24 protein-coding genes and 1 tRNA gene are annotated in these 24,938 nt (G+C 59.4%); 10 read left to right on the top strand and 15 right to left on the bottom strand.

The window, feature by feature from the left end:
* The first annotated feature begins 1 nt into the window (after position 1).
* Entirely contained in the window at positions 2–1,108 is a 1,107-nt protein-coding gene (locus ACHEXK_RS02995; protein ID WP_416547896.1) for a lipocalin-like domain-containing protein, read from the top strand.
* 3 nt (positions 1,109–1,111) lie between these two features.
* Here ACHEXK_RS02995 and ACHEXK_RS02990 read toward each other — a convergent pair whose 3' ends face one another.
* Positions 1,112–1,606, bottom strand: coding sequence for a low molecular weight protein-tyrosine-phosphatase (locus tag ACHEXK_RS02990; protein WP_416547895.1), 495 nt, complete (start codon positions 1,604–1,606; stop codon positions 1,112–1,114).
* 11 nt (positions 1,607–1,617) lie between these two features.
* On the bottom strand, positions 1,618–2,502 hold the full coding sequence (locus tag ACHEXK_RS02985) for a ChaN family lipoprotein (RefSeq protein ID WP_416547894.1): 885 nt from the start codon (positions 2,500–2,502) through the stop codon (positions 1,618–1,620).
* Positions 2,503–2,600: 98 nt separating this feature from the next.
* Here ACHEXK_RS02985 and ACHEXK_RS02980 point away from each other — a divergent pair, with 98 nt between their 5' ends.
* Positions 2,601–2,999, top strand: a complete 399-nt coding sequence (locus tag ACHEXK_RS02980; RefSeq protein WP_416547893.1) for a TIGR03643 family protein — start codon at positions 2,601–2,603, stop codon at positions 2,997–2,999.
* A 90-nt stretch (positions 3,000–3,089) separates the two neighbouring features.
* On the opposite strand, the gene ACHEXK_RS02975 is transcribed toward ACHEXK_RS02980, so the two are convergent.
* Complete coding sequence (locus ACHEXK_RS02975) at positions 3,090–3,530, bottom strand: PACE efflux transporter (RefSeq protein ID WP_416547892.1); 441 nt, start codon at positions 3,528–3,530, stop codon at positions 3,090–3,092.
* Between the two features lie 412 nt (positions 3,531–3,942).
* Here ACHEXK_RS02975 and ACHEXK_RS02970 point away from each other — a divergent pair, with 412 nt between their 5' ends.
* Both ACHEXK_RS02970 and ACHEXK_RS02965 read left to right on the top strand, forming a co-directional pair.
* Positions 3,943–4,272, top strand: coding sequence for a type II toxin-antitoxin system RelE/ParE family toxin (locus ACHEXK_RS02970; protein WP_416547891.1), 330 nt, complete (start codon positions 3,943–3,945; stop codon positions 4,270–4,272).
* On the top strand, positions 4,269–4,580 hold the full coding sequence (locus tag ACHEXK_RS02965; protein WP_108312764.1) for an addiction module antidote protein: 312 nt from the start codon (positions 4,269–4,271) through the stop codon (positions 4,578–4,580). The genes ACHEXK_RS02970 and ACHEXK_RS02965 overlap by 4 nt, the downstream gene beginning before the upstream one ends.
* 6 nt (positions 4,581–4,586) lie before the next feature.
* Here the strand turns inward: ACHEXK_RS02965 and queF are convergent, their stop codons facing one another.
* Together queF and yaaA are read right to left on the bottom strand one after the other, a co-directional pair.
* Positions 4,587–5,432, bottom strand: a complete 846-nt coding sequence (gene queF, locus ACHEXK_RS02960) for an NADPH-dependent 7-cyano-7-deazaguanine reductase QueF (protein WP_416548837.1) — start codon at positions 5,430–5,432, stop codon at positions 4,587–4,589.
* Positions 5,433–5,434: 2 nt separating this feature from the next.
* Positions 5,435–6,211, bottom strand: a complete 777-nt coding sequence (gene yaaA / locus ACHEXK_RS02955) for a peroxide stress protein YaaA (RefSeq protein ID WP_416547890.1) — start codon at positions 6,209–6,211, stop codon at positions 5,435–5,437.
* Here yaaA and ACHEXK_RS02950 point away from each other — a divergent pair.
* From ACHEXK_RS02950 to ACHEXK_RS02940, 3 genes are all read left to right on the top strand, one after another.
* The gene (locus ACHEXK_RS02950; protein ID WP_416547889.1) at positions 6,210–6,911 is read left to right on the top strand and encodes a pseudouridine synthase; all 702 of its coding nucleotides are present in this window, start codon (positions 6,210–6,212) and stop codon (positions 6,909–6,911) included. The genes yaaA and ACHEXK_RS02950 overlap by 2 nt on opposite strands.
* Positions 6,912–6,972: 61 nt before the next feature.
* The gene (locus tag ACHEXK_RS02945; protein WP_416547888.1) at positions 6,973–8,094 is read left to right on the top strand and encodes an NADH:flavin oxidoreductase/NADH oxidase; all 1,122 of its coding nucleotides are present in this window, start codon (positions 6,973–6,975) and stop codon (positions 8,092–8,094) included.
* A gap of 32 nt (positions 8,095–8,126) precedes the next feature.
* A complete protein-coding gene (locus ACHEXK_RS02940; RefSeq protein WP_416547887.1) occupies positions 8,127–9,110 on the top strand; it encodes a Bug family tripartite tricarboxylate transporter substrate binding protein in 984 nt (327 codons plus the stop codon).
* Between the two features lie 72 nt (positions 9,111–9,182).
* Here ACHEXK_RS02940 and ACHEXK_RS02935 read toward each other — a convergent pair whose 3' ends face one another.
* From ACHEXK_RS02935 to ACHEXK_RS02925, 3 genes are all read right to left on the bottom strand, one after another.
* Complete coding sequence (locus tag ACHEXK_RS02935) at positions 9,183–9,773, bottom strand: DUF3501 family protein (protein ID WP_416547886.1); 591 nt, start codon at positions 9,771–9,773, stop codon at positions 9,183–9,185.
* Between the two features lie 11 nt (positions 9,774–9,784).
* Positions 9,785–11,134 carry a (Fe-S)-binding protein gene (locus tag ACHEXK_RS02930; RefSeq protein ID WP_416547885.1) on the bottom strand — a complete coding sequence of 450 codons (1,350 nt, stop codon included), beginning with the start codon at positions 11,132–11,134 and terminating at the stop codon, positions 9,785–9,787.
* A 120-nt stretch (positions 11,135–11,254) separates the two neighbouring features.
* Positions 11,255–11,677 (bottom strand): rubrerythrin family protein, encoded by a 423-nt coding sequence (locus tag ACHEXK_RS02925; protein WP_062408037.1) that lies wholly within the window; start codon positions 11,675–11,677, stop codon positions 11,255–11,257.
* Between the two features lie 251 nt (positions 11,678–11,928).
* On the opposite strand from ACHEXK_RS02925, the gene ACHEXK_RS02920 reads away from it, so the two are divergent.
* Complete coding sequence (locus ACHEXK_RS02920; protein ID WP_416547883.1) at positions 11,929–14,946, top strand: valine--tRNA ligase; 3,018 nt, start codon at positions 11,929–11,931, stop codon at positions 14,944–14,946.
* A gap of 25 nt (positions 14,947–14,971) precedes the next feature.
* Positions 14,972–15,850, top strand: coding sequence for a UTP--glucose-1-phosphate uridylyltransferase GalU (galU, locus tag ACHEXK_RS02915; RefSeq protein WP_416547881.1), 879 nt, complete (start codon positions 14,972–14,974; stop codon positions 15,848–15,850).
* 17 nt (positions 15,851–15,867) lie between these two features.
* On the opposite strand, the gene ACHEXK_RS02910 is transcribed toward galU, so the two are convergent.
* From ACHEXK_RS02910 to cysM, 3 genes are read right to left on the bottom strand one after another with little or no spacing between them, the layout of a single operon-like run.
* On the bottom strand, positions 15,868–16,095 hold the full coding sequence (locus ACHEXK_RS02910) for a sulfurtransferase TusA family protein (protein ID WP_409752003.1): 228 nt from the start codon (positions 16,093–16,095) through the stop codon (positions 15,868–15,870).
* On the bottom strand, positions 16,095–16,652 hold the full coding sequence (locus tag ACHEXK_RS02905; protein WP_416547879.1) for an NUDIX hydrolase: 558 nt from the start codon (positions 16,650–16,652) through the stop codon (positions 16,095–16,097). Before ACHEXK_RS02905 ends, ACHEXK_RS02910 begins: the two co-directional genes overlap by 1 nt.
* Positions 16,653–16,666: 14 nt before the next feature.
* Positions 16,667–17,569, bottom strand: a complete 903-nt coding sequence (gene cysM, locus ACHEXK_RS02900) for a cysteine synthase CysM (RefSeq protein ID WP_416547877.1) — start codon at positions 17,567–17,569, stop codon at positions 16,667–16,669.
* A 40-nt stretch (positions 17,570–17,609) separates the two neighbouring features.
* On the opposite strand from cysM, the gene ACHEXK_RS02895 reads away from it, so the two are divergent.
* Positions 17,610–17,694, top strand: a tRNA-Leu gene (locus ACHEXK_RS02895).
* A gap of 196 nt (positions 17,695–17,890) precedes the next feature.
* On the opposite strand, the gene ACHEXK_RS02890 is transcribed toward ACHEXK_RS02895, so the two are convergent.
* Genes ACHEXK_RS02890 through ACHEXK_RS02875 form a run of 4 tightly spaced genes read right to left on the bottom strand, consistent with a single transcriptional unit; the run spans position 17,891 to position 24,898 of the window.
* Positions 17,891–19,081, bottom strand: a complete 1,191-nt coding sequence (locus ACHEXK_RS02890; RefSeq protein ID WP_416547875.1) for an HlyD family efflux transporter periplasmic adaptor subunit — start codon at positions 19,079–19,081, stop codon at positions 17,891–17,893.
* Positions 19,078–21,264, bottom strand: a complete 2,187-nt coding sequence (locus ACHEXK_RS02885) for a type I secretion system permease/ATPase (RefSeq protein ID WP_416547873.1) — start codon at positions 21,262–21,264, stop codon at positions 19,078–19,080. Before ACHEXK_RS02885 ends, ACHEXK_RS02890 begins: the two co-directional genes overlap by 4 nt.
* Positions 21,265–21,266: 2 nt before the next feature.
* Positions 21,267–22,688 (bottom strand): ATP-binding protein, encoded by a 1,422-nt coding sequence (locus ACHEXK_RS02880; protein ID WP_416547871.1) that lies wholly within the window; start codon positions 22,686–22,688, stop codon positions 21,267–21,269.
* The gene (locus ACHEXK_RS02875; protein ID WP_416547869.1) at positions 22,685–24,898 is read right to left on the bottom strand and encodes a tetratricopeptide repeat protein; all 2,214 of its coding nucleotides are present in this window, start codon (positions 24,896–24,898) and stop codon (positions 22,685–22,687) included. The genes ACHEXK_RS02880 and ACHEXK_RS02875 overlap by 4 nt, the downstream gene beginning before the upstream one ends.
* Between the last annotated feature and the right edge of the window lie 40 nt (positions 24,899–24,938).

The raw sequence follows: 24,938 nt of genomic DNA, 5'->3' as shown, positions 1-24,938 counted from the left end.
CATGACACAACCCCCTTCCAATCGGCGGCTTGCCTTGCAGACTGCTGCCCTGGTGATGACAGGTCTGCAACCTTGGCCCGCTCAAACTGCTGCGGTAGGCGCTGCGATTTATCCCCCCGTCAAGCCGCGACGTTTGAACTTCCCCAGGGATTACGGCGCTCACCCCGAGTACCGCACCGAGTGGTGGTACCTGACGGGTTGGCTGGGCGAGGGGCCATCGGCCATGGGTTTTCAGCTGACCTTTTTCCGAAGCCGAACCCAGCATGCCCCCGAAAACCCGAGTCGGCTGGCGCCAACGCAATTGCTTTTTGCTCACGCCGCCTTAGCTGTCGCCCCGAAAAATGTTTTTTTGCACGCCAACCGAGCAGGCCGTTTAGGGGGCGCTTTGCTGCGCGCAGCAACTTCGGACACCGATGTGCAATTTGAAGACTGGCATTTGCGCCGAGAGAAAAGCGCAGCGGGCGAGGCGTACACAGGCCGCTTTGCCGGCGAGGGGTTTGCGGTGTCTTTCATGGCCAGCGCTGCGCAACCGGCCCTTTTGCGTGGCCAAGAGGGCTTCTCGTCCAAGGGCCCCGAGGCCTTGCAGGCCAGCCACTATTACAGCCGTGCGCCTTTGGCCGTGAAGGCCAATGTGACGGTGGGAAAAGAGACTCAAAAAATGGTGGGCAAAGCTTGGCTCGATCACGAATGGTCCAGCCAATTGTTGATGGATGGGGCTGTGGGCTGGGACTGGCTAGGCATCAATTTGCTCGATGGCGGCACGCTGATGGCTTTTCAGATTCGCAACGACAAAGCGGCCGCGATCTACGCCCATGTGGATGCCCGTGACGCAACTGGGCGCCCTGCCAAAAGCTGGCAAGGTTTGCGGTGGCAGAGCGCAGGCCGTTGGCGGGCCAAGTCTTTGATCGACTACCCCATTCCGATGGATTTGTGGGTGGGCGATCAGCGCTACAGCCTGGTGCCGCTCATGCTCGGCCAAGAGGTGGATGCGCGGGCCAGCACGGGCGGTTTTTATTGGGAAGGTGCGGTCAGTCTGATGCAGGGCGAGCGTTTGCTCGGCCATGGCTACTTGGAGCTGACGGGTTACGGTGCGCCTTTGAAAGTTTGACCTTCAAAGGGCTTTGCTTGTCTTTTGAATCACGAATTGAACAAGTCCTTCGCTGGCTTCTTCGATCAAATCCAATACATGCTCAAAGCCCTGGTCTCCACCGTAGTAAGGGTCGGGGATGACCGGGGCCTGTGTGGTGAGCAAAAACTCCGCCAAGCCCCGGATCTTGTGTTGGTGCTGCGCGGGGCATCTTTCTTCCAAAAGGGCGCGGTTGTCCCAGTCCATGGTCAAGAGCAGATCAAACGCCTCGAAGTCTTTTTCCACCACAGGTCGGGCCCTCAGATGGGCGAGTTCGTAGCCTCTTTTGAGCGCATGCTTTTGGCTGCGTTCATCGGGTGGCGCATCAGGGTGAAAGTTGTGCGTGCCAGCCGAGTCAATTTGGACCTTGTGCAAAAGTTTGTGCTCAGACAACCGTTGGTAGAAAACTGCTTCGGCCGTCGGACTGCGGCAGATATTGCCCATGCAGACGAACAAGATTTTGTAAGTGGCTTCGCTCATGATGTGACCGCTTATGGCGTGGTTTGTTTTTTCGTCGGTTTGGAGGCGCGATTTTGAGTGAAGACCAGGCAGGCATCTTCACGCTCAACCCGGGGCACCACATGCACATGGTCGTACCACTGGGCATCGGTTTGATCGGTTTTTTCAACATACCCATGCACTTGGGTTTTTGCCTGGTTTTGGGGCGTGAGCCACCGCATGACGCCCGCATCTTTTCTGACATGGCCGTTGCCAGCGATCAGCACAACAGGCGCATCCGAAACATCATTAACCACATGGGCCATCCACACATCGCGTGCAATTTGGCCTTGAACCATGGGGCCAATCGCTTGGGCGGGCAACATATTGCAGTGGCCTTCTTGGATGGCTTTGTTTTGTGCGGTGAGAAGTTGCGCAGGAATCTGCTTGAGTTGGTAGGTGTCAACGAGTTGCGCGCCTAAAACAGATTCGAAGCCATTCGTCATGACTTTTCGCACATCCACATTGGACATATTGGCCGCGACGAGCTTGATTTTTTTGTCCAACGCCCATTGCACATAGGGTTTGTAAAAACGCCACGCCCAACCTGTTGTTCCCGCTTTGGCCAGAACACAATCCACGTCTGGGCATTGCGAAAGCGCAGCGTCTAATACGGCTTGGTTTTCACGGTCAAACTGCTCCATCGCCACCACGGGCAGAGGACCTTGTTCGATCAGTTGCTTGACCCGCTCCAGCCGGCGCTGGTGTCCGTGTTCGTTGTCATGAATTTCGCCCAAAAAGAATATTCTTGTTCCGTCTTGCGGCGTCTTGACATCTTGGCTTGGCGATTCAGCGGCCAAGACAGTGCTGCAAAGCGCGAAAGCGAGCGCCGTGCTGCTGCAGCGAATCTGATGCAGACGAATTCGGACGTGGTTCATTTTGGCTGAGCTGGTGTTCACTGGACAAAGGACGGATTTTGGAAACTCAAATCTTCACGCCACAGCTTATGGCAGGCTGCTGAGTGGAGGACCCCAGCTTGGGGCTATCTCCCCAATGGGGTCTGGGGAATTGGCTTGTCAGGGCAAACTACCCGTCATTCAAGCGGTCCGATTCACCGCAAGATCATCACTCACACAAGGATAAAGCCGTGGAGGCCAAATTTGCTGAGCGTCTTGCCAGCCTCTCGGCTGGGGATATTTCCTTCATCATTCAGATGGCCTGGGAAGACCGGACCGCGTTTGAAACCATTCAGGAACGCATGGGGTGGTCTGAATCGGATGTGATTCGCCTCATGCGGCACGAGCTGCATCCCAATTCTTTCCGGATGTGGCGCAAGCGCATGAAAGGTCGAACGACCAAACACCGGGCCCTCAGAAGCCCAGACATGAAATTTGACGACCGCTTGATTGCCGACCACCGACGCGGCAATTGCTGATGCATGGAGCCATGACAAGGGTTGTTGAGAGAAGCCGCCTTGGGCCAAAGGGCAACGACACCCATGGCCTCCTAGGGTTTTACCGCGCCATCAGCTCCGATCTACATCACCCGCCAGCGCAGAGGCGGGCAACCCAAAAACCCGGTCAAAGCACCAGGTGAACGCGATGGCATAGAAGAAAAAGAAGGCCAGCAGGCCCAAGTTGGCCAGCAAGGCAGCGGTGAGCGAAATGTCCAGCCAAAGGGACATGACGGGCAAAAGAATGATCACCAAGCCGCCCTCAAAACCCGCCCCATGGGCCAGCCGCCTGACAAAAGAGCGGCCACGCACGGATTGGCGCGACTCCCAGCGCTCAAAGAGCCCGTTGAAGACGTAATTCCATGTCAGTGCAATGCTCGACAACACGACCGCCAGACCCAGTGTGGAAGCGGGCGACTTGTCAAAAGCCACACTCAGCACAGGCCCGACCACAGCGATGGCAATGACCTCGTACAACAAGGCTTGGACAACGCGGCGGGTGGTGGGGGTCATGTTGGGGAATGGGGTGGGATGGCCAGCAAGTCAAGAGCACTTTTAGCCCCGAGTGTCAGAAGTTAACACGTCATGCTCGTCAGGCGCTTAGCCACCCTGAAGGCTCAAGAATTCCAGAGCGGCACTCACATCGCCTGCTCCTTTAACGCTCACCGCCATTGATTCAGCTTGGGGGGGTGGGCTGGTGCGCAAGGGGTTCAGGTCTAGCTCGATAGGGCGAGAGGCTGCCATATCGTCTATTGATTTTTTTAATTGATACTTTATGACTCATTAAATTACTCGTATCGCTAAACTATCTGACTTCAAGACGCTTATTGGAATTAATCGTGAAAGCATCCTCACGCCATTTGATTTGATGGGCTGCCGACCTGCCATGTGATGCGGTCGAATTGATTTGTAACTTATAATTCACATGTTTGAAGTTCGTTATTACCTGACCACGCAAGGCGACGACCCTTATGCACTGTGGTTGATGTCACTGGCGGATCGACAAGCCAGAGCCCGAATTTTGGTTCGGGTGAGTCGAATGGCCAGCGGCAATTTTGGTGATGTGAAACCTGTTGGCGAAGGCGTTTGGGAAGCCCGAATTGATTGGGGGCCGGGGTACAGGATTTACTACGCACAGGCCGGACAGCGCTTGATCTTGCTGTTGGTCGGTGGCGATAAGCGAAAACAGCAAACGGACATTGAACAGGCCCACCGTTACTGGCTGGACTGGCAACACAGGAGAAAGCTCAAATGACCATCATGACCAGCCGCCCGCATGACGAAGCCGTTGTGGAGATGCTCAAAGCCGACCCTGAGTTTGCCAACGAGTACCTCGCTGTTGCACTGGATCAAGCTGATCAACCCGGCGGGCAACAAGCATTGCTGGCAGCTTTGCGGCACATTGCTGAGGCGCAAGGCATGTCTGCAGTGGCCGAGAGAGCGGGCATGCCTCGCGAAAGCCTGTACCGAGCACTCAGTCCACGCGGCAACCCCACACTCAAAACTTGGTTGGCTGTACTGAACGCCACCGGATTGCACTTATCGGTGGTGCGGCCCCACTGACTTGATTCACTGCCGCGCCGTGCGCACGTTGGGTGGCAACTTGCCCGGGGCGCTGGTGCGCCAGGGGTTGATGTCCAGCCCGCCACGCCGGGTGTAGCGGGCATACACCGTGAGCTGGGTGGGTTTGCAGCGCGTCCAGATGTCCATGAAGATGCGCTCGACGCATTGCTCATGAAACTCGTTGTGGTTTCTGAAGCTCACGATGTATTGCAGCAAACCCGCTTGGTCGATTTGCGGGCCGCTGTAGGTGATTTGCACACTGCCCCAGTCGGGCTGGCCGGTGACCAAACAATTGCTTTTGAGCAAGTGGCTGACCAGGGTTTCGCTCACAGGCAGTTCTTCGGCGTTGGCGCTCAGCAGATCAGGCGCAGGCTCGTAACGTGTGCACTCGATGTCCATGCGGTCGAGGTTCAGGCCGTCGAGCTCGTGCACAGGCTCGGCGTCAAATTGTTCTTGCAGCAGCAGCCTCACGCCCACGCTGGCCTGCATGGTGCCGCCGTGCCAGATGGCCGCGCTGATGTCGCGGCGGATCATGTCGCGGACCACTTCAGGGCTTTGCAGGCGCGTGTTGTTGAAGCTGTTGAGGTACAGCTTGAAGGACTTGCTCTCGACAATGTGTGTGCTTTCGGCGGGCACGGTGATGTGCGCCAGCGCCACCTGCGGCTTGCCCTTGGTGTTGAGCCAGGACAGCTCAAACGCGGTCCACAAGTCAGCACCAAAAAACACGGGCTGGCCGGTGACGCCGATCTCGGCGCGTTTGGTGGCGCGAGGAATGGGAAACAGCAGGCTGGCGTCGTACTGGTCGACATAGGCGCTGGACTTGCCCAGCTGGGATTGTTCAGGAGAGTTCATGCTCATGCTTGCACTTTTCTGCGGAAAACCAAACGGTCCGGCTCGGACACCTTCGGGTCGTAGGCGTAGCCTTCGAGGTCAAACTTCACCAAACCTTCGGGGTGGGTGATCTTGTTCTGAATGGCGAAACGGGCCATCAAGCCCCGCGCTCGTTTGGCGTTGAAGCTGATGATTTTGTACTTGCCGCCCTTGAAGTCTTCAAACACACACTCGATCACGCGGGCCTTGAGGGTTTTGCGGTCCACCGACTTGAAATACTCCTGCGAGGCCAAGTTGACGATGACCGGGGTTTTGTCTTTGGCCAATTGGGCGTTGAGGTACTCGGCAATTTGCGGCCCCCAAAATTTGTAGAGGTTGCTGCCCTTGTCGGTTTGCAGCGTGGTGCCCATTTCCAGGCGGTAAGGTTGCATCCAGTCCAGCGGGCGCAGCACGCCATACAGCCCGCTCAAGATGCCCACATGGGTTTGCGCCCAGTCCAGGTCTTGCGCTGACAAAGTTTTGGCGTCCAGGCCTTCGTACACGTCGCCATTGAAGGCCAGCACGGCTTGCTTGGAATTTTTGGCGGTGAACTTCGGCGCCCAGGCTTCGTAGCGGGCCACGTTCAAGGCCGACAGCGCATCCGACAGGTCCATCAGCTCGGCAATTTGCTGAGGCGACTTTTGGCGCAGCACGTCAATGAGGGTCTGCGATTGCGGCACGAACTGGGGCAAGGTGTGCGGTACATCACCAACCGGGGTTTCGTAATCCAGCGACTTGGCGGGAGACAATAAGAACAACATGCTCGACATCCTTTACCTGGACGATTATCTCGCCATCGTGCACAAGCCTGCTGGCTGGCTGGTGCATCGCACCCCGCTCGACAAGGGTGAGACCCGCTTTGTGCTGCAAACCCTGCGCGACCAAATTGGCCATCATGTCTGGCCTGTGCACCGCCTGGACAAAGGCACCAGCGGCGTGTTGGTGTTTGCGCTGAGCGCCGAAGTGGCCCGAACATTGGGGCAGGCTTTTGAAACGGGCGAGGGTCTGCACAAGACTTACCAGGCCATCGTGCGAGGATGGCCTTTGGCGCAAGGTTTGATTGATCACCCTTTGAAGCGCATGCCAGACGACATGCGCGCGGAGCGCGAAGAAATCCAAGCCGCCCAGACGCGTTACGACACCCTGCGCCGGGGCGAGTTGCCCATTGCGCAGGGCGAATTCGCCAGCATGCGCTGGGCCGAGGTGCTGCTGCAACCCTTGACGGGACGCCGTCACCAACTGCGCCGCCACATGAAGCACATCGCCCACCCGATCATCGGCGACGCCACGCACGGCAAAGGGCCGCTCAACCGGGCGGTGGCCGAACACTGGGGGCTGCAGCGGCTGTGGCTGCATGCCCTGCGCTTGGACATGCGCCACCCAGTGAGCGGCCAGGCCCTGGCCCTCGTCGCCCCTTGCGGGTCGGAATGGCGGCTTTGGACTGAGGCCATTTCTGACTGAAAAACAAGGGCCTTGTCACCGAGCGGATAGGCTGGATGCAGCACTTGCCTAAGATCACGGCATGAGCCTGCTTTTCACCCCCTTCACCTTCCAAGCCCCCCGTGGCCCCCTCACGCTGCCCAACCGCATCGTCATTGCGCCCATGTGCCAGTATTCAGCCGAGGACGGCCAAGCCACCGACTGGCACCTGACGCACTGGACCAACTTGCTCAACAGCGGCGCGGGCCTGTTCACCATCGAGGCCACCGCCGTCTCGGCCGTGGGCCGAATCAGCCCCGGCTGCCTGGGCCTGTGGGACGACGCGACACAAGCGGCGCTGGCCGACAAACTGCACCGCGCCCGCCGCCTGGCCCCGCACATGCCCGTGTGCATCCAGATCAGCCACGCGGGCCGCAAGGCTTCAAGCGCCGCACCTTGGGACGGCGGCATGCTGATCGCCCCACAAGACGGCGGCTGGCAGACTGTCGCCCCCAGCGCCCTGCCCCACTTGCCGCAAGAAGCCGCGCCCACTGAACTGAGCCTGGCCGACATCGCGCACATCAAGGCCGACTTTGTCAACACTGCACGGCGCAGCCACGAGCTGGGCATCGAGGCGGTGGAGCTGCACGCCGCGCACGGCTATTTGCTGCACCAGTTTCTGTCCCCCATTTCCAACCAGCGCACCGACGCCTATGGCGGCAGTTTTGAAAACCGGGTTCGGTTTCCGCTGGAAGTGTTCAAAGCGGTGCGCGAAGCCTTTGGCGGCACGCTGGGCATGCGCATCTCGGGCACCGACTGGGTGGATGGCGGCTGGACGGTCGAAGAAACCGCCGCTTTGTCGGTGCAGCTCAAACAGGCGGGGGCGCAGTTTGTGCACATTTCTTCAGGCGGTGTCTCGCCTCTGCAAAAAATTGCCCTGGGGCCAGAGTACCAAGTGCACTTGGCCAAAACGGTCAAAAACGCATCGGACCTGACCACCATCGCTGTGGGCCTGATCACCGAACCGGCCCAAGCCGAAGCCGTGCTGCAGCGCGGCGACGCCGATCTGGTGGCGCTGGCCCGTTCGTTCCTGTACAAGCCGCGCTGGGGCTGGGAAGCGGCTGTGGCACTGGGTGGCACCGTCGAAGCCCAACACCAGTACTGGCGCAGCTTGCCCCGCGAAGCCAAAAACATTTTCAACGACGCCAAAATCGGCATGCGTTGATCTGCCCCCTCCCCGACAAAAGAGAGACAAACATGAACAATCCCCGCAGCATGAAACACAAGATCACCCGCCTGCTGGCCCTGGCCAGCCTGTGCGCCCCCATGGCCCTGATGGCGCAAGCTTTCCCCAGCAAACCCATCACCCTGGTCGTGCCCGTGCCACCGGGCGGCTTGGTCGACACCTCGGCCCGTCTGATTGCGGAGCCGCTGGGCCGCTTGATCGGACAGTCCATCGTGGTGGAAAACAAAGGCGGCGCCAGCGGTAACTTGGCTTATCAGCAAGTGGCGCGCAGCCCCAAAGACGGCCACACCTTGTTGGTGTCTTACTCGGGTTACCACGTCGCCAACCCGATCCTCATGAGCAAGCTGCCTTGGGAGCTGAAGGACCTGACGCCCGTGGGTCTGATCACCGTGGCCACCAACGTGGTGGCGGTGCACCCCTCGGTGCCAGCGAACAACATGAAAGAGTTCATCGCCTACGCCAAGCAAAACCCGGGCAAGCTGAACTACGCCTCACAAGGCAATGGCTCGGTTTCGCACATCGGCACTGAAATTTTCAAGCAGCAAACCGCCATTGATTTGGTGCATGTGCCCTACAAGGGCTCGGGCCAAGCCATTGCCGATGTGCTGGGCGGTCAAGTGCAGGTGTTCATGACCACCCCGCCATCGGTGATGCAACACATCCAAGGCGGCAAGCTCAAGGCCTTGGCTGTCACCGGCAAAAAGCGCCATGCGGGCATGCCCCAAGTGCCCACCATGGCCGAAGCCGGTTACCCCAACTTTGACTTGGAATCGTGGGTGGCCTTGTATGCCCCCGCTGGCACCCCGGCTGCGTCCGTGAACCAACTGGCCGATGCCGTGAAACGCAGTCTGGACTTGCCTGAGAGCAAACAGCGCGCGGATGCTGCAGGCATTGAAGTGCGTTTTGTCGCCCCCACCGAAATGGGCAAAATCTTGGACCGTGATATCGCCGATTGGACCCAAGCGATCAAGGCCGCCAACATCAAGCTGGACTGAGCGTCAGAGACGCAAAAGCCGGAGAAGTCCTTGCGGCCTGCTCCGGCTTTTTCCTGTCTGGTATGCAACGATTTACTGGAGATCACCCGCCAAGCTGGCCAAGGTGTCTGCGGCGATATCGAGGTGCCAGGGGTAGTGGGTGTGGTCGCAGCCCATCTTGACGCCGGCGCCGGCCTTCACCGCAGCGCACATGACGGGCGTCAGTTCAAAGCGCACAAAATGCACCGCTGAGGTTTTTTCCTCGGTCTCGCGGTCCAGGTCTTCGTCGGCAATCGCGTACACGCGGGCATGGCCCTCGACCTCGACAAACATGCGGTCTTCCACGCCGATCAATTTGGCCAGCTCGCGTTTGCGCTCATGGATGTCGACGTACTCGATCATCATGGTCGCCTTCCAGTTGCTGCCGTCTGGCACCAACGGCGCGTAGGCCTCAATCTCTTGCAGGATGCCCTCTTCTTCGAAGACTTTTTCGATGCGCAGCATTTCCTGAATTTGGTAGCGGATGGTGGTCTCGCTCTCAAACTGCATGTTGATGTGCTCACCCAAATGCACACTGCGCAGCTTGCGGTGGGCGATCACCTCGGGCTTGTGGACCTTGCGCCACTTGGTGTAAGCCTCTAAAGACATCAGGGTCTCGGGCGTGATTTTTCCGGTCAGTTGCATGGCAGTGTTCCTTATTTGAGACCGTAGGCTTTGCGCACCAGGGTCAAGGGGTGGTTCAGTTCGGGGGCACCCAGACCATTGACCTCAAAGCCCTGGGCAATGTGGTGGCCACCCAGCGGGCAGTCGGAGCTGATGAAGTCGGGCTTGGCGCCATCTTTCATGGTGGCCATGGCCTTGAAGACCGGCTTGCCAATCTTCATCGCCATCTCGTGTGAGCCTTTTTTCACACCGTAGGTACCGGCATGGCCCGAGCAGCGCTCGATGGTGTTGATTTCGGTGTCGGGGATCATCTTGAGCATTTCCTCGGTCTTTTTGCCGATGTTCTGCACCCGGCCGTGACAAGGGATCTGGTAACTCACGTTGCCCAGTTTTTGCGGGAACTCGGTCTTGAGCAAGCCATCGCGTTTGCGGGCCATGAAGTACTCAAACGGGTCCCACATCGCCTCCTTGACCAACTGGGTGTCGGTGCAATCGGGGAACATGAGCGGAATTTCCTGTTTGAACATCAAGGCGCAGCTGGGCACGGCCGCCAATATGGCAAAGCCGTCTTTGGCATATTTGGCCAGCACCGGGATGTTGGCCTCTTTCGACTGTTTGACCGAATCCAGATCGCCCAGTTCCAGCTTGGGCATGCCACAGCACTTTTCTTTCTCGACCAGCACATACGGGATGTCGTTGTGGTCAAGGATCTTCAGCAGATCATGGCCGATGCCGGGCTCGTTGTAATTGATGTAGCAGGTGGCGTAGATCGCCACTTTGCCGGGTGTTTTCTCGCCGTCCACCACTTTGACCGACTGTGCATCCGGGGCGCTGGAGCGGAACTTTTGAGTGGCCAGTGAGGGCAACCAGGCGTTTTTGTCCACGCCCGCCACGCTTTCCATGACGCTGCGAGCGGCTTCGGTTTTGTTGAGGGCATTGACCGCCTGCACCACGATCGGGATGCCGGCGAACGAGCCATGAACGTCGGTGGAAGCCAAAAACTTTTCCGCCGCGCCCACTTCGCCTTTTTTGAATTTGATGGCCTTGGCGCGCAGCATGGTGTGCGGGAAGTCCAGATTCCAAGCGTGCGGCGGCGTGTAAGGGCACTTGGTCATGTAGCACAGGTCGCACATGAAGCACTGGTCCACCACTTTCCAGTAGTCCTTCTTGTCGACGCCATCGACTTCCATGGTGCTGGACTCATCCACCAAGTCAAACAAGGTGGGGAAAGCGTTGCACAGGCTCACACAGCGGCGGCAGCCATGGCAGATGTCAAAAATGCGCTCCAACTCGTCAAAGCATTTTTCTTCGTTGTAAAAGTCGGGGCTCTCCCAGCCGAGGGCATGACGTGTGGGCGCTTCGAGATTGCCTTCCTTGGCCATGTTGTGCTCCTTTTGATTTTTTTATAAAGAATGGAATGGGTTTTTCCGAAGGCTCTGTCATCAGAACCCTGAGAAAAACCCGCTGCACGGGTCCGTGCAGCGGGCGGTATCACGGGGGGATCAATCCACCAGTTCGTTCAAGGCTTTTTGGTAACGGTTCGCGTGCGAACGCTCGGCCTTGGCCAAGGTCTCGAACCAGTCGGCGATTTCGTCAAAACCTTCTTCGCGAGCGGTTTTGGCCATGCCGGGGTACATGTCGGTGTACTCGTGGGTTTCGCCAGCCACAGCCGAGGCCAGGTTGTCGCGTGTCGAGCCGATGGGCATGCCGGTGGCGGGATCGCCGGATTGCTCCAGGAACTCCAGGTGGCCGTGGGCGTGACCTGTTTCACCTTCAGCGGTGGAACGGAACAGCGCTGCCACGTCGTTCTGACCTTCAACGTCAGCTTTGTTCGCGAAGTACAGATAGCGACGGTTGGCCTGGGATTCGCCTGCGAAGGCGTCTTTCAGGCATTGTTCCGTGCGCGAGCCTTTGAGTGCTGCCATGGGTATCTCCTTGTGGGTTTTACGTTGATTGCCCTGACGAAATCGCCAGAGAACCATCAGGTTAGTCTTTTACTGAGCGGTCGCCCAATTAATTGATCCAATACCCTTTATTTATTGAAACTATCACTTCAACAAGCGGGATGGGACCCCAGAGGGCCAAGGTCGGCTAGGTAAAATCGACGCTTTCGGACGCTGGTCGTCCTGCACGGCCTGCGCAGTGCTGCCGTTCCCTTTTTGAGAAGCCCCCAGCCATGAGCAACGCACCCGCTACCCCGGTCCCACAACCTGGCCTTGAGAGCCTGTCCAAATCGTTCGAACCCGCCGCATTGGAAGCCCATTGGGGCCCTGAATGGGAAAAACGCGGTTACGGCGTGGCCGGTTTCCGGGGTACCCAAGCGGCCAAAGATGGCGCACCCGCGTTCGCCATCCAACTGCCCCCACCCAACGTGACAGGCACGCTGCACATGGGTCACGCGTTCAACCAAACCATCATGGATTCGTTGACTCGCTACCACCGCATGCTGGGCCACAACACCGCCTGGATTCCCGGCACCGACCACGCGGGCATTGCCACCCAAATCGTGGTGGAGCGCCAGCTGCAGGCCCAGGGCATCAGCCGCCACGACATGGGCCCCACGCCGGCCGAAGCCCGCAAGAACTTTGTGAGCAAAGTCTGGGAGTGGAAAGAAGAGTCCGGCAGCACCATCACCCGCCAAATGCGCCGCATGGGCGACAGCGTGGATTGGAGCCGCGAATACTTCACGATGGACCCCAAGCTGTCCAAAACCGTGACCGAGACTTTTGTACAGCTCTACGAGCAAGGCCTGATCTACCGCGGCAAACGCCTGGTCAATTGGGACCCTGTGCTGCAAAGCGCGGTGTCTGATCTGGAAGTGGAAAGCGCCGAAGAAGACGGCTCGATGTGGCACATCCGCTACGACTTGGCCGATGGCAGTGGGTCATTGACCGTCGCCACCACCCGCCCCGAAACCCTGCTGGGCGACGTGGCCGTGATGGTGCACCCCGAAGACGAGCGCTACAAACACCTGATTGGCCAACAGGTCAACCTGCCGCTCTGCGGCCGCACCATCCCCGTGATTGCGGACGACTATGTGGACAAGGACTTTGGCACGGGTGTGGTGAAGGTCACGCCAGCGCATGACACCAACGACTACCAAGTTGGCCAGCGCCACAAGTTGGACATGATCTGCGTGCTGAACTTGGATGCGACCATCAACACCAACGCACCCGAAAAATACCAGGGCCTCGACCGCTTTGTGGCCCGCAAAGCCGTGGTGGCCGACCTCGAAGCCGCGGGTGCTTTGGTGGAAGTGAAAAAACACAAACTCATGGTGCCGCGCTGCGCCCGCACCGGACAAGTGATTGAACCCATGCTCACCGACCAGTGGTTCGTGGCCATGAACCAGGTGGGCCAAGGCGACGCGACGGGCAAAAGCATTGCCCAAAAAGCCATCGATGCCGTCCAATCCGGCCAAGTAAGCTTTGTCCCCGAAAACTGGGTCAACACCTACAACCAGTGGATGAACAACATCACCGACTGGTGCATCTCGCGCCAGCTGTGGTGGGGCCACCAGATTCCCGCTTGGTACGACGAAGACGGCAAGGTGTATGTGGCCCGCAACGAAGCCGAAGCACAGGCCCAAGCCCCCGGCAAGACGCTCAAGCGCGACGAAGACGTGCTGGACACTTGGTACTCCAGCGCCCTGGTCCCCTTCTCAACAATGGGTTGGCCCCACAACGCAGCTGGCGAGCGTGCCGGAAACGGGCGCAGCGACTTTACGAGCGAAGCGAGTATGAGCAAGACCGGTTCCGGAACGCTCGCCAGCGGAACCGAAGGCAACGCACAATCCAACAACAGCCAAAGCGACTACGACCTCTACCTCCCCAGCAGCGTCTTGGTCACCGGCTACGACATCATCTTCTTCTGGGTCGCCCGGATGATCATGATGACCACCCACTTCACCGGCAAAGTGCCCTTCCAACACGTTTACATCCACGGCCTGGTGCTGGACGCCCAAGGCAAGAAGATGAGCAAGTCCGAGGGCAACGTGCTCGACCCGGTCGATCTGATCGACGGCATCACGCTCGAGCCGCTTTTGGAAAAACGCACCCAAGGCCTGCGCAAGCCCGAGACCGCCCCCAAGGTGCGCAAACAAACCGAAAAAGAATTCCCAGAAGGCATCCCGGCCTACGGTGCCGATGCGCTGCGCTTCACCTTTGCAGCGCTCGCCACACTGGGGCGCAGCATCAATTTTGATTCCAAGCGCTGCGAAGGCTACCGCAACTTCTGCAACAAGCTGTGGAACGCCACCCGCTTTGTGCTGATGAACTGCGAGGGCCAAGACTGCGGCCTCAAAGAACACACCAAGACCGAATGCGAAGTGGGCGGTCCGGTGCATGGCTACCTGGCCTTTAGCCAGGCTGACCGCTGGATCAGCTCGCATTTGCAGCGCATTGAGGCCGACGTGGCCAAAGGCTTTGCCGAGTACCGCCTGGACAACGTGGCCAATGCGATTTACGACTTCGTATGGAACGAGTTCTGCGACTGGTACCTGGAAATCGCCAAAGTACAAATCAACACCGGCAACGAAGCCCAGCAGCGCGCCACCCGCCGCACCCTGATCCGCACACTCGAAACCATCATGCGCTTGGCGCACCCCATCATCCCCTTCATCACCGAAGAGCTTTGGCAAAAAGTATCGGTGGTGGCCGGCCGTGCGGGTGAGTCGGTCAGCATCGCGGCCTATCCGGTGAGTCAGCCCGAACGCATCGACGAAGCCGCCGAAAGCCATGTGGCCAAACTCAAAACCTTGGTCGACGCTTGCCGCAATCTGCGCGGCGAGATGAATGTCTCGCCCGCCACACGCATGCCCATGTATGTGCTGGGTGACACCGCTTTCATGCAAAGTGTGGCACCCGTGCTGCAGTCCTTGGCCAAGCTGAGCGAAGTCAAGGTGTTTGACACCGAAGCCGAATGGGTCGCCGCCGCACAAGCGGCCCCCGTGGCCGTGGTAGGCGAAGCGCGTTTGTGTTTGTTCATCGAAGTGGATGCCGCAGCGGAAAAAATTCGCCTGACCAAAGAAGCGGCACGCCTGGAGGGTGAAATCTCCAAGGCCAACGCCAAACTCGGCAACGAGGCTTTCGTGGCCAAGGCCCCGCCAGCGGTGCTCGAGGAAACCCAAAAACGCGTGACCGACTTCGGGGCCACGCTTGACAAAATTCGCCAGCAATTACAACGACTGGGCTGATGCAGTCCTACCCTTCGGAGACACCATGAGCCACAACGTCATTCGCAAAGCCGTTTTCCCTGTGGCCGGTTTGGGCACGCGCTTTTTGCCGGCGACCAAAGCTGCGCCTAAAGAGATGCTGCCGGTGGTCGACAAGCCGTTGATCCAGTACGCGGTGGAGGAAGCCTACGCGGCGGGAGTGCGGCACATGATCTTTGTGACGGGCCGCAGCAAACGCGCCATCGAAGACCACTTTGACACCGCCTACGAACTCGAAAGCGAACTTGAAGCGGCACACAAAGACGAATTGCTGGCCTTGGTGCGCTCAGTGCAACCCGATGACATGGTCTGCGCTTATGTGCGGCAAAACCGCATGCTGGGCTTGGGTCACGCCGTGCTCTGCGCCGAGCCCCTGGTGGGCAATGAACCTTTTGCTGTGCTGTTGGCCGATGACCTGATGGTCAACTCGGGCCCTTCCATCCTGTCCCAGATGGTCGAGGCCTACACCAAGCAAGGCCGCTCGGTCTTGGCCGTGCAAGAGGTGCCACTCGACCAAGTCAAACGCTACGGCATCGTGGCTGGTGAGCCCGCTGGCCGCCAATTGATACGCGTCGAACAAATCGTCGAGAAACCCAGCCCAGACAAAGCCCCTTCGCGCATGGGCGTGGCCGGTCGCTACATCCTGACGCCAGGCATTTTTGACGAGATCCGCAACCAACCCACAGGTGTGGGTGGTGAAATCCAGCTGACCGATGCGATTGCCCGACTGATGCAGCGCGAAGCGGTCTATGCTTTTCAGTACGAAGGCAAACGCTACGATTGCGGGAGCAAAGAAGGATTCCTAGAAGCCACAGTCGAGCTGGCTTTGCAACACCCGCAAGTGGGTGCGGCTTTCCGCCAATACCTCAAAGGATTGAGCCTGTAGAGCCCAACGGCCACTTTTCAGCGGCGCTTGAGTGCAAACACAAAGGCCGTTTCGGTCTTCTCTTGCAAGAGCAGGTCGTTGCCGGTCTGACGTGCAAAGGCTTCGAAATCACGCCACGCACCAGGGTCGGTCGCCGTCACTTTGAGCACCTGACCGCTGCTCATCTCGTTCAAGGCTTTTTTGGCCTTCAATATGGGCAAAGGACAGTTCAGGCCGCTGGTGTCAATTTCCTTGTCGATGTGCATCATGTGTCCTGATTCGATTCTTGGCTTTGTGCGGCACGCTCTTCCCATGTCATGAATTGGGGCTCGATGCCGATGGTGCGCAACCAGTCAGCCAAAGCATACCCCGTACCCGCAGGCCAGCAGATCAGGTCCTGAAAATTGAACAGCTTGTACTCGGCCAATTCAGGCGACAAACGCACCTCGCCTTCGGCCACCGCATGGTAGGCGATGATCACTTGGTTCATGCGCTGGAAGTCGTAAACGCCAATCAGCTTGAGTGCCGTCACCTTCAGTTGGGTTTCTTCGGCAATCTCGCGCGTGATGCCCTCTTCGGGCGTTTCGCCCGCCTCCATGAAGCCGGTGATCAGCGCGAAACGCCGGCCGGGCCACGCGGCATTGCGGGCCAGCAAAATCTGATCACCCACCTGCACGATGCCCGCCAGCACCGGCGTGGGGTTGTTCCAGTGGGTGAAGTCGCAGGCGGTACAACGCAGGCGCATGACCTCGCCCCCGTCTTCCAACTGGGTCACCCAAGCCAAGGGCGTGGCGCACTGCGGGCAAAAACGAAATTCAGCCATGGGGCTTCCTGGGTTCAGGCGGGGAACACACCTGTGGACAAGTAGCGATCACCACGATCGCACACGATGAACACAATGGTGGCGTTTTGCACGGTTTTTGCAATCTCCTGCGCGACCCAGCAAGCACCAGCGGCTGAAATGCCCGCAAAAATCCCCTCACTGCGGGCCATTTGGCGGCAGGTTTCTTCGGCTTCGCTCTGGCTCACATACACCAGCTCATCGACCAAACTCGGATCGTAAATTTTGGGCAAGTATTCTTGCGGCCACTTGCGAATCCCCGGAATCCGTGAACCTTCGCTGGGCTGTGCGCCAATGATGCGTATGGCCGGGTTCTTTTCTTTCAAAAACCGCGACACCCCGGTGATGGTGCCGGTGGTGCCCATGGCGCTCACAAAGTGGGTGATCTTGCCGCCGGTCTGCGCCCAAATCTCAGGGCCAGTGGTCTCGTAATGGATGCGCGGGTTGTCGGCATTGGCGAACTGGTCCAGGATACGGCCCTTGCCTTGGGCGGCCATGTTATCGGCCAAATCCCTGGCGTATTCCATGCCGCCGCTCTTGGGCGTGAGGATCAGCTCCGCACCAAAAGCCTTCATGGTCTGGGCCCGCTCGATCGACAAGTCCTCGGGCATGATCAGCACCATGCGGTAGCCCTTGATCGCAGCGGCCATGGCCAAGGCGATGCCGGTGTTGCCCGAAGTCGCCTCAATCAAGGTGTCGCCGGGTTTGATCTCGCCCCGCTCCTCGGCCCGGCGAATCATCGACAAAGCCGGTCTGTCCTTGACCGAGCCCGCCGGGTTGTTGCCCTCGAGCTTGCCCAAAATCACGTTGCTTCGGGCCAACCTGTCGGTGGCGCTCAAACGTTGCAAAGCCACCAAAGGTGTTTTGCCAATTGCTTCTTCAATAGTTGGATAAATCATGCCAATAATGTGCCATAATTCAGGTCTTCACGAATAACCCGCCCGGGTGGTGAAATTGGTAGACTCAGGGGACTCAAAATCCCCCGCCGCAAGGCGTGCCGGTTCGAGTCCGGCCCCGGGCACCATCTTTGGAAACCTAGCAACCATGCGGGTTCCAAGCGAAAAAAGGCCAACCCTCACGGGTTGGCCTTTTTTCTTGTCCAAAGCGCTCACAGACGATTGAGCGTGGGCGTGTGTCGAAGACGACACCCCCCCACAAACAGACTGGTTCAGCACGTTGTTGGCGATTTTGGGGGAAGCCAACCGAAAATCACGCCATTTTTAGCGTTCCCGCAGAGCCTGCGTCACGTTTTGCAAGGGCCGGAACAGGTACTCCAAAACCGACTTTTGGCCCGTCTTGATCTCCACCGTGGCCGTCATGCCAGGCAAGGGCTGCATGCGCAAACCATTGCGTTCCCAGTGGGTTTCGGTGATGCGCACCAGTAAGCGGTAGTAGCCCTCTTCCAGCTCCATCGCCACGCCTGGGCGACGTTGTTTTTCATCGCGCATCGTGTCGGGGCTGATGTGTTCCAACACGCCTTCAAGCCCGCCAAAGCGGTTGTAGTCGTAGGCCGTGAGCTTGACGATCACCTTCTGGTTGTTCTTCAGGAACGCCACCTCCGCCGGTTTCACATAGGCCTCCACCAGCAACTGGTCTTGCGTGGGCACGATCTCCAGGATCGGCATGCCCGCCTGCACCACACCGCCAATGGTGGTCACTTGCACATTTTTCACAATCCCGTCCATCGGCGCCTTGATCACGGTCCGGATGAACGCATCCTCGCGGGCCGAAGCGTTTTCGCGGGTTTGCGACAACTCCGAGTCCACCCGCACCAGCTCGTTGGCCGCATCGGTGGCATATCGGTTCTTGCGCTCGCTCACCTGCCCCATCAGGTCAGCCTGTTGGCGCTTCAGGCGCAGCAACTCCACCTCGGACACCAGACCCTGCTTGGTCAAGGGTTCGGTCATGGCAATTTCGCGATTCAGCGCTTCCAGGGACCGCTTGAAGCTCTCTTGCGCTTCATCGAGCGACTGCTTTCGCGCGGCAAAAGCCTGACGCTCACGCGCAGCCAACTCGGTGGGAATGTGCTTGCCAAAATCCAAGCCACGGCCATAAGCCTCGGCACGCAAACGCACAGCCAAGGCCTCAAGGGCCAGCTTTTTTTCTTTGGCTTCGCGAAACACCGGGCCTGATCGACCATCGTCAAGTCGAATCAGCACATCGTCCTTTTTGACTACGGCCCCCTCCCGCACCAGAATCTGACTCACTACGCCGGAGTCCAGGCTCTGCACCACCTGCTCGCGGCTGGCCGGAATCACCTTGCCCTGCCCTTTGGTCACCTCGTCCAATTCAAAACGAGCGGCCCACGACAAGGCCACCACCAAAGTGACCACCGTGGACCATAACAGCCACTGGCTGGCACGGCGCTCTTCTTCATCCACGGTCAAAATGCCAAATTCTTTGCGGCTCATGCTGCACCTCCTTGTGTGGCAGCAGCTTTCGCGGGAACCGTGATGCCTTTGCTCAACTTTTCGATCATCTCGGCCTTGGGGCCTTCCAGCAGGCATTGCCCTGCGTCAAGCACGGCGATACGGTCCACCCACTCCAGCAACTGCGTGCGGTGGGTTGACAACACCAACGTGCGTCCTTGTAACCACTGGCCCAACACCGCGATCACGCGGGCCTCGGTGTTCTGGTCCATGTTGGCGGTCGGCTCGTCCATGAACACAATGGCCGGATCACGCAACATCAAGCGCGCCAAAGTGACCAATTGGCGTTGCCCCCCCGACAAACCACCCCCCGCTTCGGTCAAAGGCATATCCAAGCCCTTGGGGTGCGCCGCCACCATGTTGTACATGTCCAGCGTTTGCAGCACTTGCACGATCTTGGCGTCTGTAATCCAGCTGTCCGACAAAATCAGGTTCTCACGCAAAGTGCCCATGAACAGCTGAGGGTCTTGCGACACATAACCGATGCGCGCGCGTAACTCGGCTGGGTCCAGCTGGCGCATGTCAATGCCATCGACACGCACACTGCCACCCAGCGGATCGTACAAACCGGCCATCAATCGGATCAAGGTGCTCTTGCCACTGCCCACTCGGCCCAGCAATGCCAAGTGGGTCCCCGCATCAAGACGCAAGCTCAAGCGGCGGATCACCGGCAAACGCGACTCCCCTGGGTAAGCAAACTCCAAGTCCAAGGCCTCAATGCGGCCTTGCACCTGCTCGGGCACCACATAGCGCTTGCCCACCTCGCGGTCACGCGGGCGCTTGATCAAGCCATCGAGCGTTTCCAACGCCGTGCGCGCCTGCTGGAAACGAGCAGCCAAGCCCATCACACTGCCCAATGGTGAAATCGCACGGCCCAGCAAAATCACGCAGGCGATGAGACCGCCCAAGGTCAACTGATTGGCGTGGATCAGGTAAACACCCCACACCACTGTGACCACCGTGGCCACTTGCGACAGGGTACTGATGAAGCCCGTCACCGCGTTCGACAAAGACCGGATCTTGCGGTACGAATCGGCCCCGGCCAGGTTGGACTGCTCCCAGCGGCGCTGCAAATAGCCTTCGGCGTTGTGTGCCTTGAGCAGCTCCAAGTTCAGCACAGCCTCAACCAACACGCTTTGTTTGTCGCCCGACTCCTTCATGTTCTCGCGCATCGCCACCATCAAAGGCTTTTGTACCCACCACGCCAGCAGCAACACCACCGGCACCGCCAATGCCGGCACCCAAGCCAGCGGCCCACCCACGATGGCGATCAGCAAAATAAAGACCAGCACAAAGGGCAAATCGGCCAGGACCACCAGCGACGCCGACGAGAAGAAATCGCGCAGCGCCTCAAAGTCCTTCATCGAGCTGGAAAAAATGCCAATCGACTGCGGACGATGCTCCAATCGGATCGACATGATCTCGCGCAGCAGCGTGGCATTGATGGCCAAATCGGCCCGCTTGCCACCCAAATCCACCAGGCGCGCTTTGAGCCAGCGCATCACATACTCCAGCACTGCTGCGACCAGCGTGCCAATGGCCAGTGTCCACAACGAGGCGTACGCCTGCGTGGGCACCACACGGTCGTACACGTTCATGGTGAAAAACACACTGGCCAGCGCCAAGATGTTGGCCACCACGGTCGCCAACATGGACTCGACATAAAAATGCCGAAAGCGCCACAGCGTGCCCCAAAACCAATCAAACGCCGCGCCCTGCATCGGTGTCAGTGTTTGGTCGGCGCGTTGGGGCGGCAGCTTGACCACCAGCACCTCAGCTGTAGCCAATGCATCCAACTCCGCCACCGGCATCACCAACTCCTGCTGACCTGTCTCGGGCGACAAAATTTGCGCCTGGCCTTGCTCGATGGTGCGCAACACACAGGCACGTCCGTCTTGCAAAGGCACGATCACTGGCAAGACGTAGCCCGGCAGGGCACTGGGCCGGGTACGGGACCACGCCGCCATCAAGCCATGAACCTTGGCCAAATCGGGCAAGGCGGCAGGGGGCACATGGCCGTTGTCGTCTACCGCAAAGCCCACCCGCAAAGCGGAAACGTGCACGGGCAAACCCAGCAAATGGGAAACCAATGCCAGGCAATGCAGCAATGGGTCGGCCCCCATCGGGGCCGACGCTGCCAGCGTCTGTTGGGGTGTCGCACGCATTGTCATTTTTCTCCCTTTGAACCCATCCAAACAGGCAACTCGAGCACGACCTGCGCCCCACTGCCCTGATCACGGTTGCGCCACAGCAACGTACCGCCGTGTTGAACCGCGATGCGGCGAGAGATCGACAAACCGATCCCCATTCCGTCTTTCTTCGTGCTCGAAAACGCCACATCGGTGCTGGCCAACACCTGTGCAGAGAACCCAGGTCCGTCGTCCTCCACCACCACCTGCAAGCGCTCGCCGGCCGACTGCACATGAATCCGAATGTGCACAGGCTTGCCCGGCTCTTGCGACTGCACCGCATTGCGCAAAACATTCAGCAGCACCTGGGACAGCTGCACAGCATCCCCCATGACCATGGGCGTCATCACGTCGGTGTGCACCTGAATGTCCAGCGCATCTTGTGGCTCATGGGTCGGCAACAGTTGCAAAACATCCTGCACCACCCCCGGCACATTCACGGGTTTGAAGTCGGGTTTTGCAGGTTGAATGAAATTACGAATGCCCTTGAGGACACTCGCCACCCGCTCGACGTGCGCCAAGATGTGTTCGACTTGACCTTGCCTCGCATCCTCCGCAGCACGCATTTCGTGCCGCATCAAACCCAGCTCCACAGAAACCACCGTCAGAGGCTGCGCCATCTCATGGGCCATGGCTCCCGCCAACTCACCCATGCTGCGCTGCCGGTCCAAGTTGGCAATTTGCTGGCCCAACAATTGGCTGGTTTGCTGTGAGCGCATCGCCACCTCATTGGCCACATGCTTTCGCGTAGAGCGCTCGAGGTACAAACCCAAAATGGCCACACTGCCAAACACCGACATCACAAACAAACTGGAAGTCGTGAGCACACTGTCCCAATTGACCGCCAAGGGGTCGGTCGAGCTCATCCCCAGCAGCACACGGGCAGCGCGGACCAAGGTGGCCACTGCACCAAAAACATAGACCTGCGCCAACCACTTGGCACTGCTGCTGTCTTCGATCTTGTGTAGCTGCCAAGCCTGCCAGGCAGTCCAGGAAAACAAAGCACCCATGGCCAAGAGCACCCAACTCAGGCGCAACACCGGGCTGTCCAAGACAACGCGAAAGAACTCCTGCACGCCCAGTACTGCCACGCCCACAAGCATGGCCATGCGCCATGCAGAGCGCTGACCCAATTCCATGCGCAAACCCACCACGTGCATCAGGTTTCCGCCGTAAAAAAACGCGTTCATCACGACAAAAGCCACCCACCCCGGCATGTCGGGTGTGCGAAACGACAGAAGCAAGGAAGCCATGCCCAAAGCCAAACTGCCCCCACACCACACACCCGCCGCCACAGTGCGGCTCTTGCCCATGACGACCCAAGCTGCCAAGGGCATGATCACGTACAAAAAGCCTGCGGCCAGATAGGCCGTTGCCGGGTCAAAAGAAGGGGCATTCATGGTTGGCAATGGTCTGTCCACATGGCACGCAAAGCGCGCTCCATGTCGCGGGTGTATTGGTCAATGTCCCAAGCCGGTGCCGCCTGCAAGCGCGCACGCAAACCCGCCTTGAGCTGCAGCAACGCTTGCCGGTCAGCGGCCATGCGCACGGCAATGGCCACATAGTCTTCGCCGCTGGCCGCCACCCATTCAGGCAACCCAGCTGCGCGCATGAAGCTTGCGCCCATGCGCGAAACAAAATTCTGGCCTTCTTTCACCACCACCGGCACACCCATCCACAGGGCTTGCAGTGTGGTTGTGCCGCCGTTGTAGGGCACCGGGTCGAGCGCGATGTCCACATCGGCATACTCGGCCATCATGTCGGCCAGGCCCACCGGGCCGCGAAACTCGATGCGGCTGGCGTCGACCCCCTGCTGCACAAAACGCTCGCGGAAGATGCGGATCGCCGACTCGTCGCGGAAACTCGGCGCCTTGAGCAGCAAGCGCGAGTGCGGCACCCGCGCCAACACTTGGGCCCACAAAGCGATGGTGTGTGGGGTGAGCTTGGGCACGTTGTTGAACGAACCAAAGGTCAGTGGCCGCTGGGCATGGGCCTGGCCATACACCGGGTAGGGGTAATCGGCCTCTGGCGCGTAGCAAAACACCGTGTTCGGCAGGCGGTGCACACGCTCGGTACACAGCCCATCGTGCGCGGGCGGCACCACCACCGGATCGGCCAACAGCCAATCGATGTGGGGCACCCCGGTCGAGCCGGGATAACCCAAAAACGACACCTGCACCGGGGCCACGCGCTGCGCCAGCACCATCAAGCGGTTGTGCGAGGTGTGGCCCGACAAATCCATCATCACATCCATGCCGTCTTCGCGGATGCGGCGCGCCAACTGCGCTGGCGTCCAGGCCGTGGCCACCACCCAGTGGTCCGCGCGGCTGCGGGCCAACTGCGTCTGGTCGTCATGGGCCATGCCCACGTGGTAAATCGTCACCTCAAATTGCGATTTATCCAGCCGCGCCAACACCGGCTGCATGAAGATGTTCACCGGATGCTGGTGGTGAAAATCCGCACTCAGCAAACCCAGCTTCAGGCGCTTGCCCGGCTCGCGGGCATTGGCAAAATCTGCCGCTGGCCGTGCGCCCTGGCCCCAGCCTGCAAACAAGCTGCGGTGCAAGTCGGCCACCTCTTGTGCCGTCAGGCTGTCGCTGTAAAGCGCGCTCATGGCCGCGCTGGAGCGCATGGCCGAGTCCGTGCCTTCTTCTTCGGCCAACTCGCGGTATAAGGCCAGCGCCTGATCGGCATCGCCCAAACGCCCCGCCACCGAAGCGCGCATCGACTTGGCCCCGGGCTGCGACGCGATGGCTTCGGCCTGCGCCAGCGTTTGCAGCGCCTCGTCCAAATGCCAACTTTCTACATAGGCGTGCGCCAGGTTCCACAGCGCCAAAGCGCTGCCCGGGTGCAGTTCCACATTGCGTTGGAGTACCGCCTGCGCTTCTTCCCACAGGTTGTGGTGAAAGGACTGCATGGCCAAGCGCGTCAGCACCTCTTCGCTGGTGGCCGCCGATGCGCGCTCAAACGCGCGGTGCGCCGCATCCGTCAGGCCCAAACGCATCAGCACATCGCCCAGGTCGATTTGCAATGCCGCCGTCACGTTCACATCGGGCTCGGGTTTTTCTACCCGCATCAGGCCCAGCGCCTGACGCAAAGACTCCAGAGCACGCGCTGCATCGCCCCGCTCCAGCCGGCTCTTGGCCATCCGGGCATGCACTTGGCTGACCGGCACCACATCGCCCTCGGGGGCCCGAGTCGCCAAGGGCAAAGCGCGGTGGTAACAGCCAGCCGCATCGTCCCATTGACCCGCAGCTTCCAGCGCTGTGGCCAAAGTCAACCAACCTTCCCAATGCAGCGGGGCCACCTGCGTGGCCATTCGGTAGAAATGCATCACCTCGGCCTGACGGCCCAGCTGGCGTGACAAATGTCCCGCCTCGAGCCAGCCCCTGAAATGCGTGGGGTGCTGACGCAGCAGCGCGGCAAAGCGCTCACGCGCCGTGCGCACCTCACCCCGGCGGACTGCGCACTGCGCCCACATCAAAGCCACCTCAGCCGAATTTGGCAATTGCTGCGCGGCCTGTGCCAGTGCGGCTTCGGCGGCGAGCAGATCACCGCTGAGCAATGCCTGCTTGCCTGTTTCAACCCAACTGTTTGTTGAATCCGCCATATTGATTTTTTTTAAGGTTTTGGTGCGCATTATGAATATG

Source organism: Limnohabitans sp. DCL3 (assembly GCF_048019295.1).
Lineage (GTDB): Bacteria > Pseudomonadota > Gammaproteobacteria > Burkholderiales > Burkholderiaceae_C > Limnohabitans_A.
Note: the sequence above shows the minus strand (reverse complement) of the source record. Positions and strands in the feature narration are given on the sequence as shown.

Coding starts and splice junctions, on each gene's coding strand:
- ACHEXK_RS02995 (WP_416547896.1), top strand. CDS start 2: ATGACACAACCCCCTTCCAATCGGCGGCTTGCCTTGCAGACTGCTGCC.
- ACHEXK_RS02990 (WP_416547895.1), bottom strand. CDS start 1,606: ATGAGCGAAGCCACTTACAAAATCTTGTTCGTCTGCATGGGCAATATC.
- ACHEXK_RS02985 (WP_416547894.1), bottom strand. CDS start 2,502: ATGAACCACGTCCGAATTCGTCTGCATCAGATTCGCTGCAGCAGCACG.
- ACHEXK_RS02975 (WP_416547892.1), bottom strand. CDS start 3,530: ATGACCCCCACCACCCGCCGCGTTGTCCAAGCCTTGTTGTACGAGGTC.
- ACHEXK_RS02970 (WP_416547891.1), top strand. CDS start 3,943: ATGTTTGAAGTTCGTTATTACCTGACCACGCAAGGCGACGACCCTTAT.
- ACHEXK_RS02965 (WP_108312764.1), top strand. CDS start 4,269: ATGACCATCATGACCAGCCGCCCGCATGACGAAGCCGTTGTGGAGATG.
- queF (WP_416548837.1), bottom strand. CDS start 5,432: ATGAACTCTCCTGAACAATCCCAGCTGGGCAAGTCCAGCGCCTATGTC.
- ACHEXK_RS02950 (WP_416547889.1), top strand. CDS start 6,210: ATGCTCGACATCCTTTACCTGGACGATTATCTCGCCATCGTGCACAAG.
- yaaA (WP_416547890.1), bottom strand. CDS start 6,211: ATGTTGTTCTTATTGTCTCCCGCCAAGTCGCTGGATTACGAAACCCCG.
- ACHEXK_RS02945 (WP_416547888.1), top strand. CDS start 6,973: ATGAGCCTGCTTTTCACCCCCTTCACCTTCCAAGCCCCCCGTGGCCCC.
- ACHEXK_RS02940 (WP_416547887.1), top strand. CDS start 8,127: ATGAACAATCCCCGCAGCATGAAACACAAGATCACCCGCCTGCTGGCC.
- ACHEXK_RS02935 (WP_416547886.1), bottom strand. CDS start 9,773: ATGCAACTGACCGGAAAAATCACGCCCGAGACCCTGATGTCTTTAGAG.
- ACHEXK_RS02930 (WP_416547885.1), bottom strand. CDS start 11,134: ATGGCCAAGGAAGGCAATCTCGAAGCGCCCACACGTCATGCCCTCGGC.
- ACHEXK_RS02925 (WP_062408037.1), bottom strand. CDS start 11,677: ATGGCAGCACTCAAAGGCTCGCGCACGGAACAATGCCTGAAAGACGCC.
- ACHEXK_RS02920 (WP_416547883.1), top strand. CDS start 11,929: ATGAGCAACGCACCCGCTACCCCGGTCCCACAACCTGGCCTTGAGAGC.
- galU (WP_416547881.1), top strand. CDS start 14,972: ATGAGCCACAACGTCATTCGCAAAGCCGTTTTCCCTGTGGCCGGTTTG.
- ACHEXK_RS02910 (WP_409752003.1), bottom strand. CDS start 16,095: ATGCACATCGACAAGGAAATTGACACCAGCGGCCTGAACTGTCCTTTG.
- ACHEXK_RS02905 (WP_416547879.1), bottom strand. CDS start 16,652: ATGGCTGAATTTCGTTTTTGCCCGCAGTGCGCCACGCCCTTGGCTTGG.
- cysM (WP_416547877.1), bottom strand. CDS start 17,569: ATGATTTATCCAACTATTGAAGAAGCAATTGGCAAAACACCTTTGGTG.
- ACHEXK_RS02890 (WP_416547875.1), bottom strand. CDS start 19,081: ATGAGCCGCAAAGAATTTGGCATTTTGACCGTGGATGAAGAAGAGCGC.
- ACHEXK_RS02885 (WP_416547873.1), bottom strand. CDS start 21,264: ATGCGTGCGACACCCCAACAGACGCTGGCAGCGTCGGCCCCGATGGGG.
- ACHEXK_RS02880 (WP_416547871.1), bottom strand. CDS start 22,688: ATGAATGCCCCTTCTTTTGACCCGGCAACGGCCTATCTGGCCGCAGGC.
- ACHEXK_RS02875 (WP_416547869.1), bottom strand. CDS start 24,898: ATGGCGGATTCAACAAACAGTTGGGTTGAAACAGGCAAGCAGGCATTG.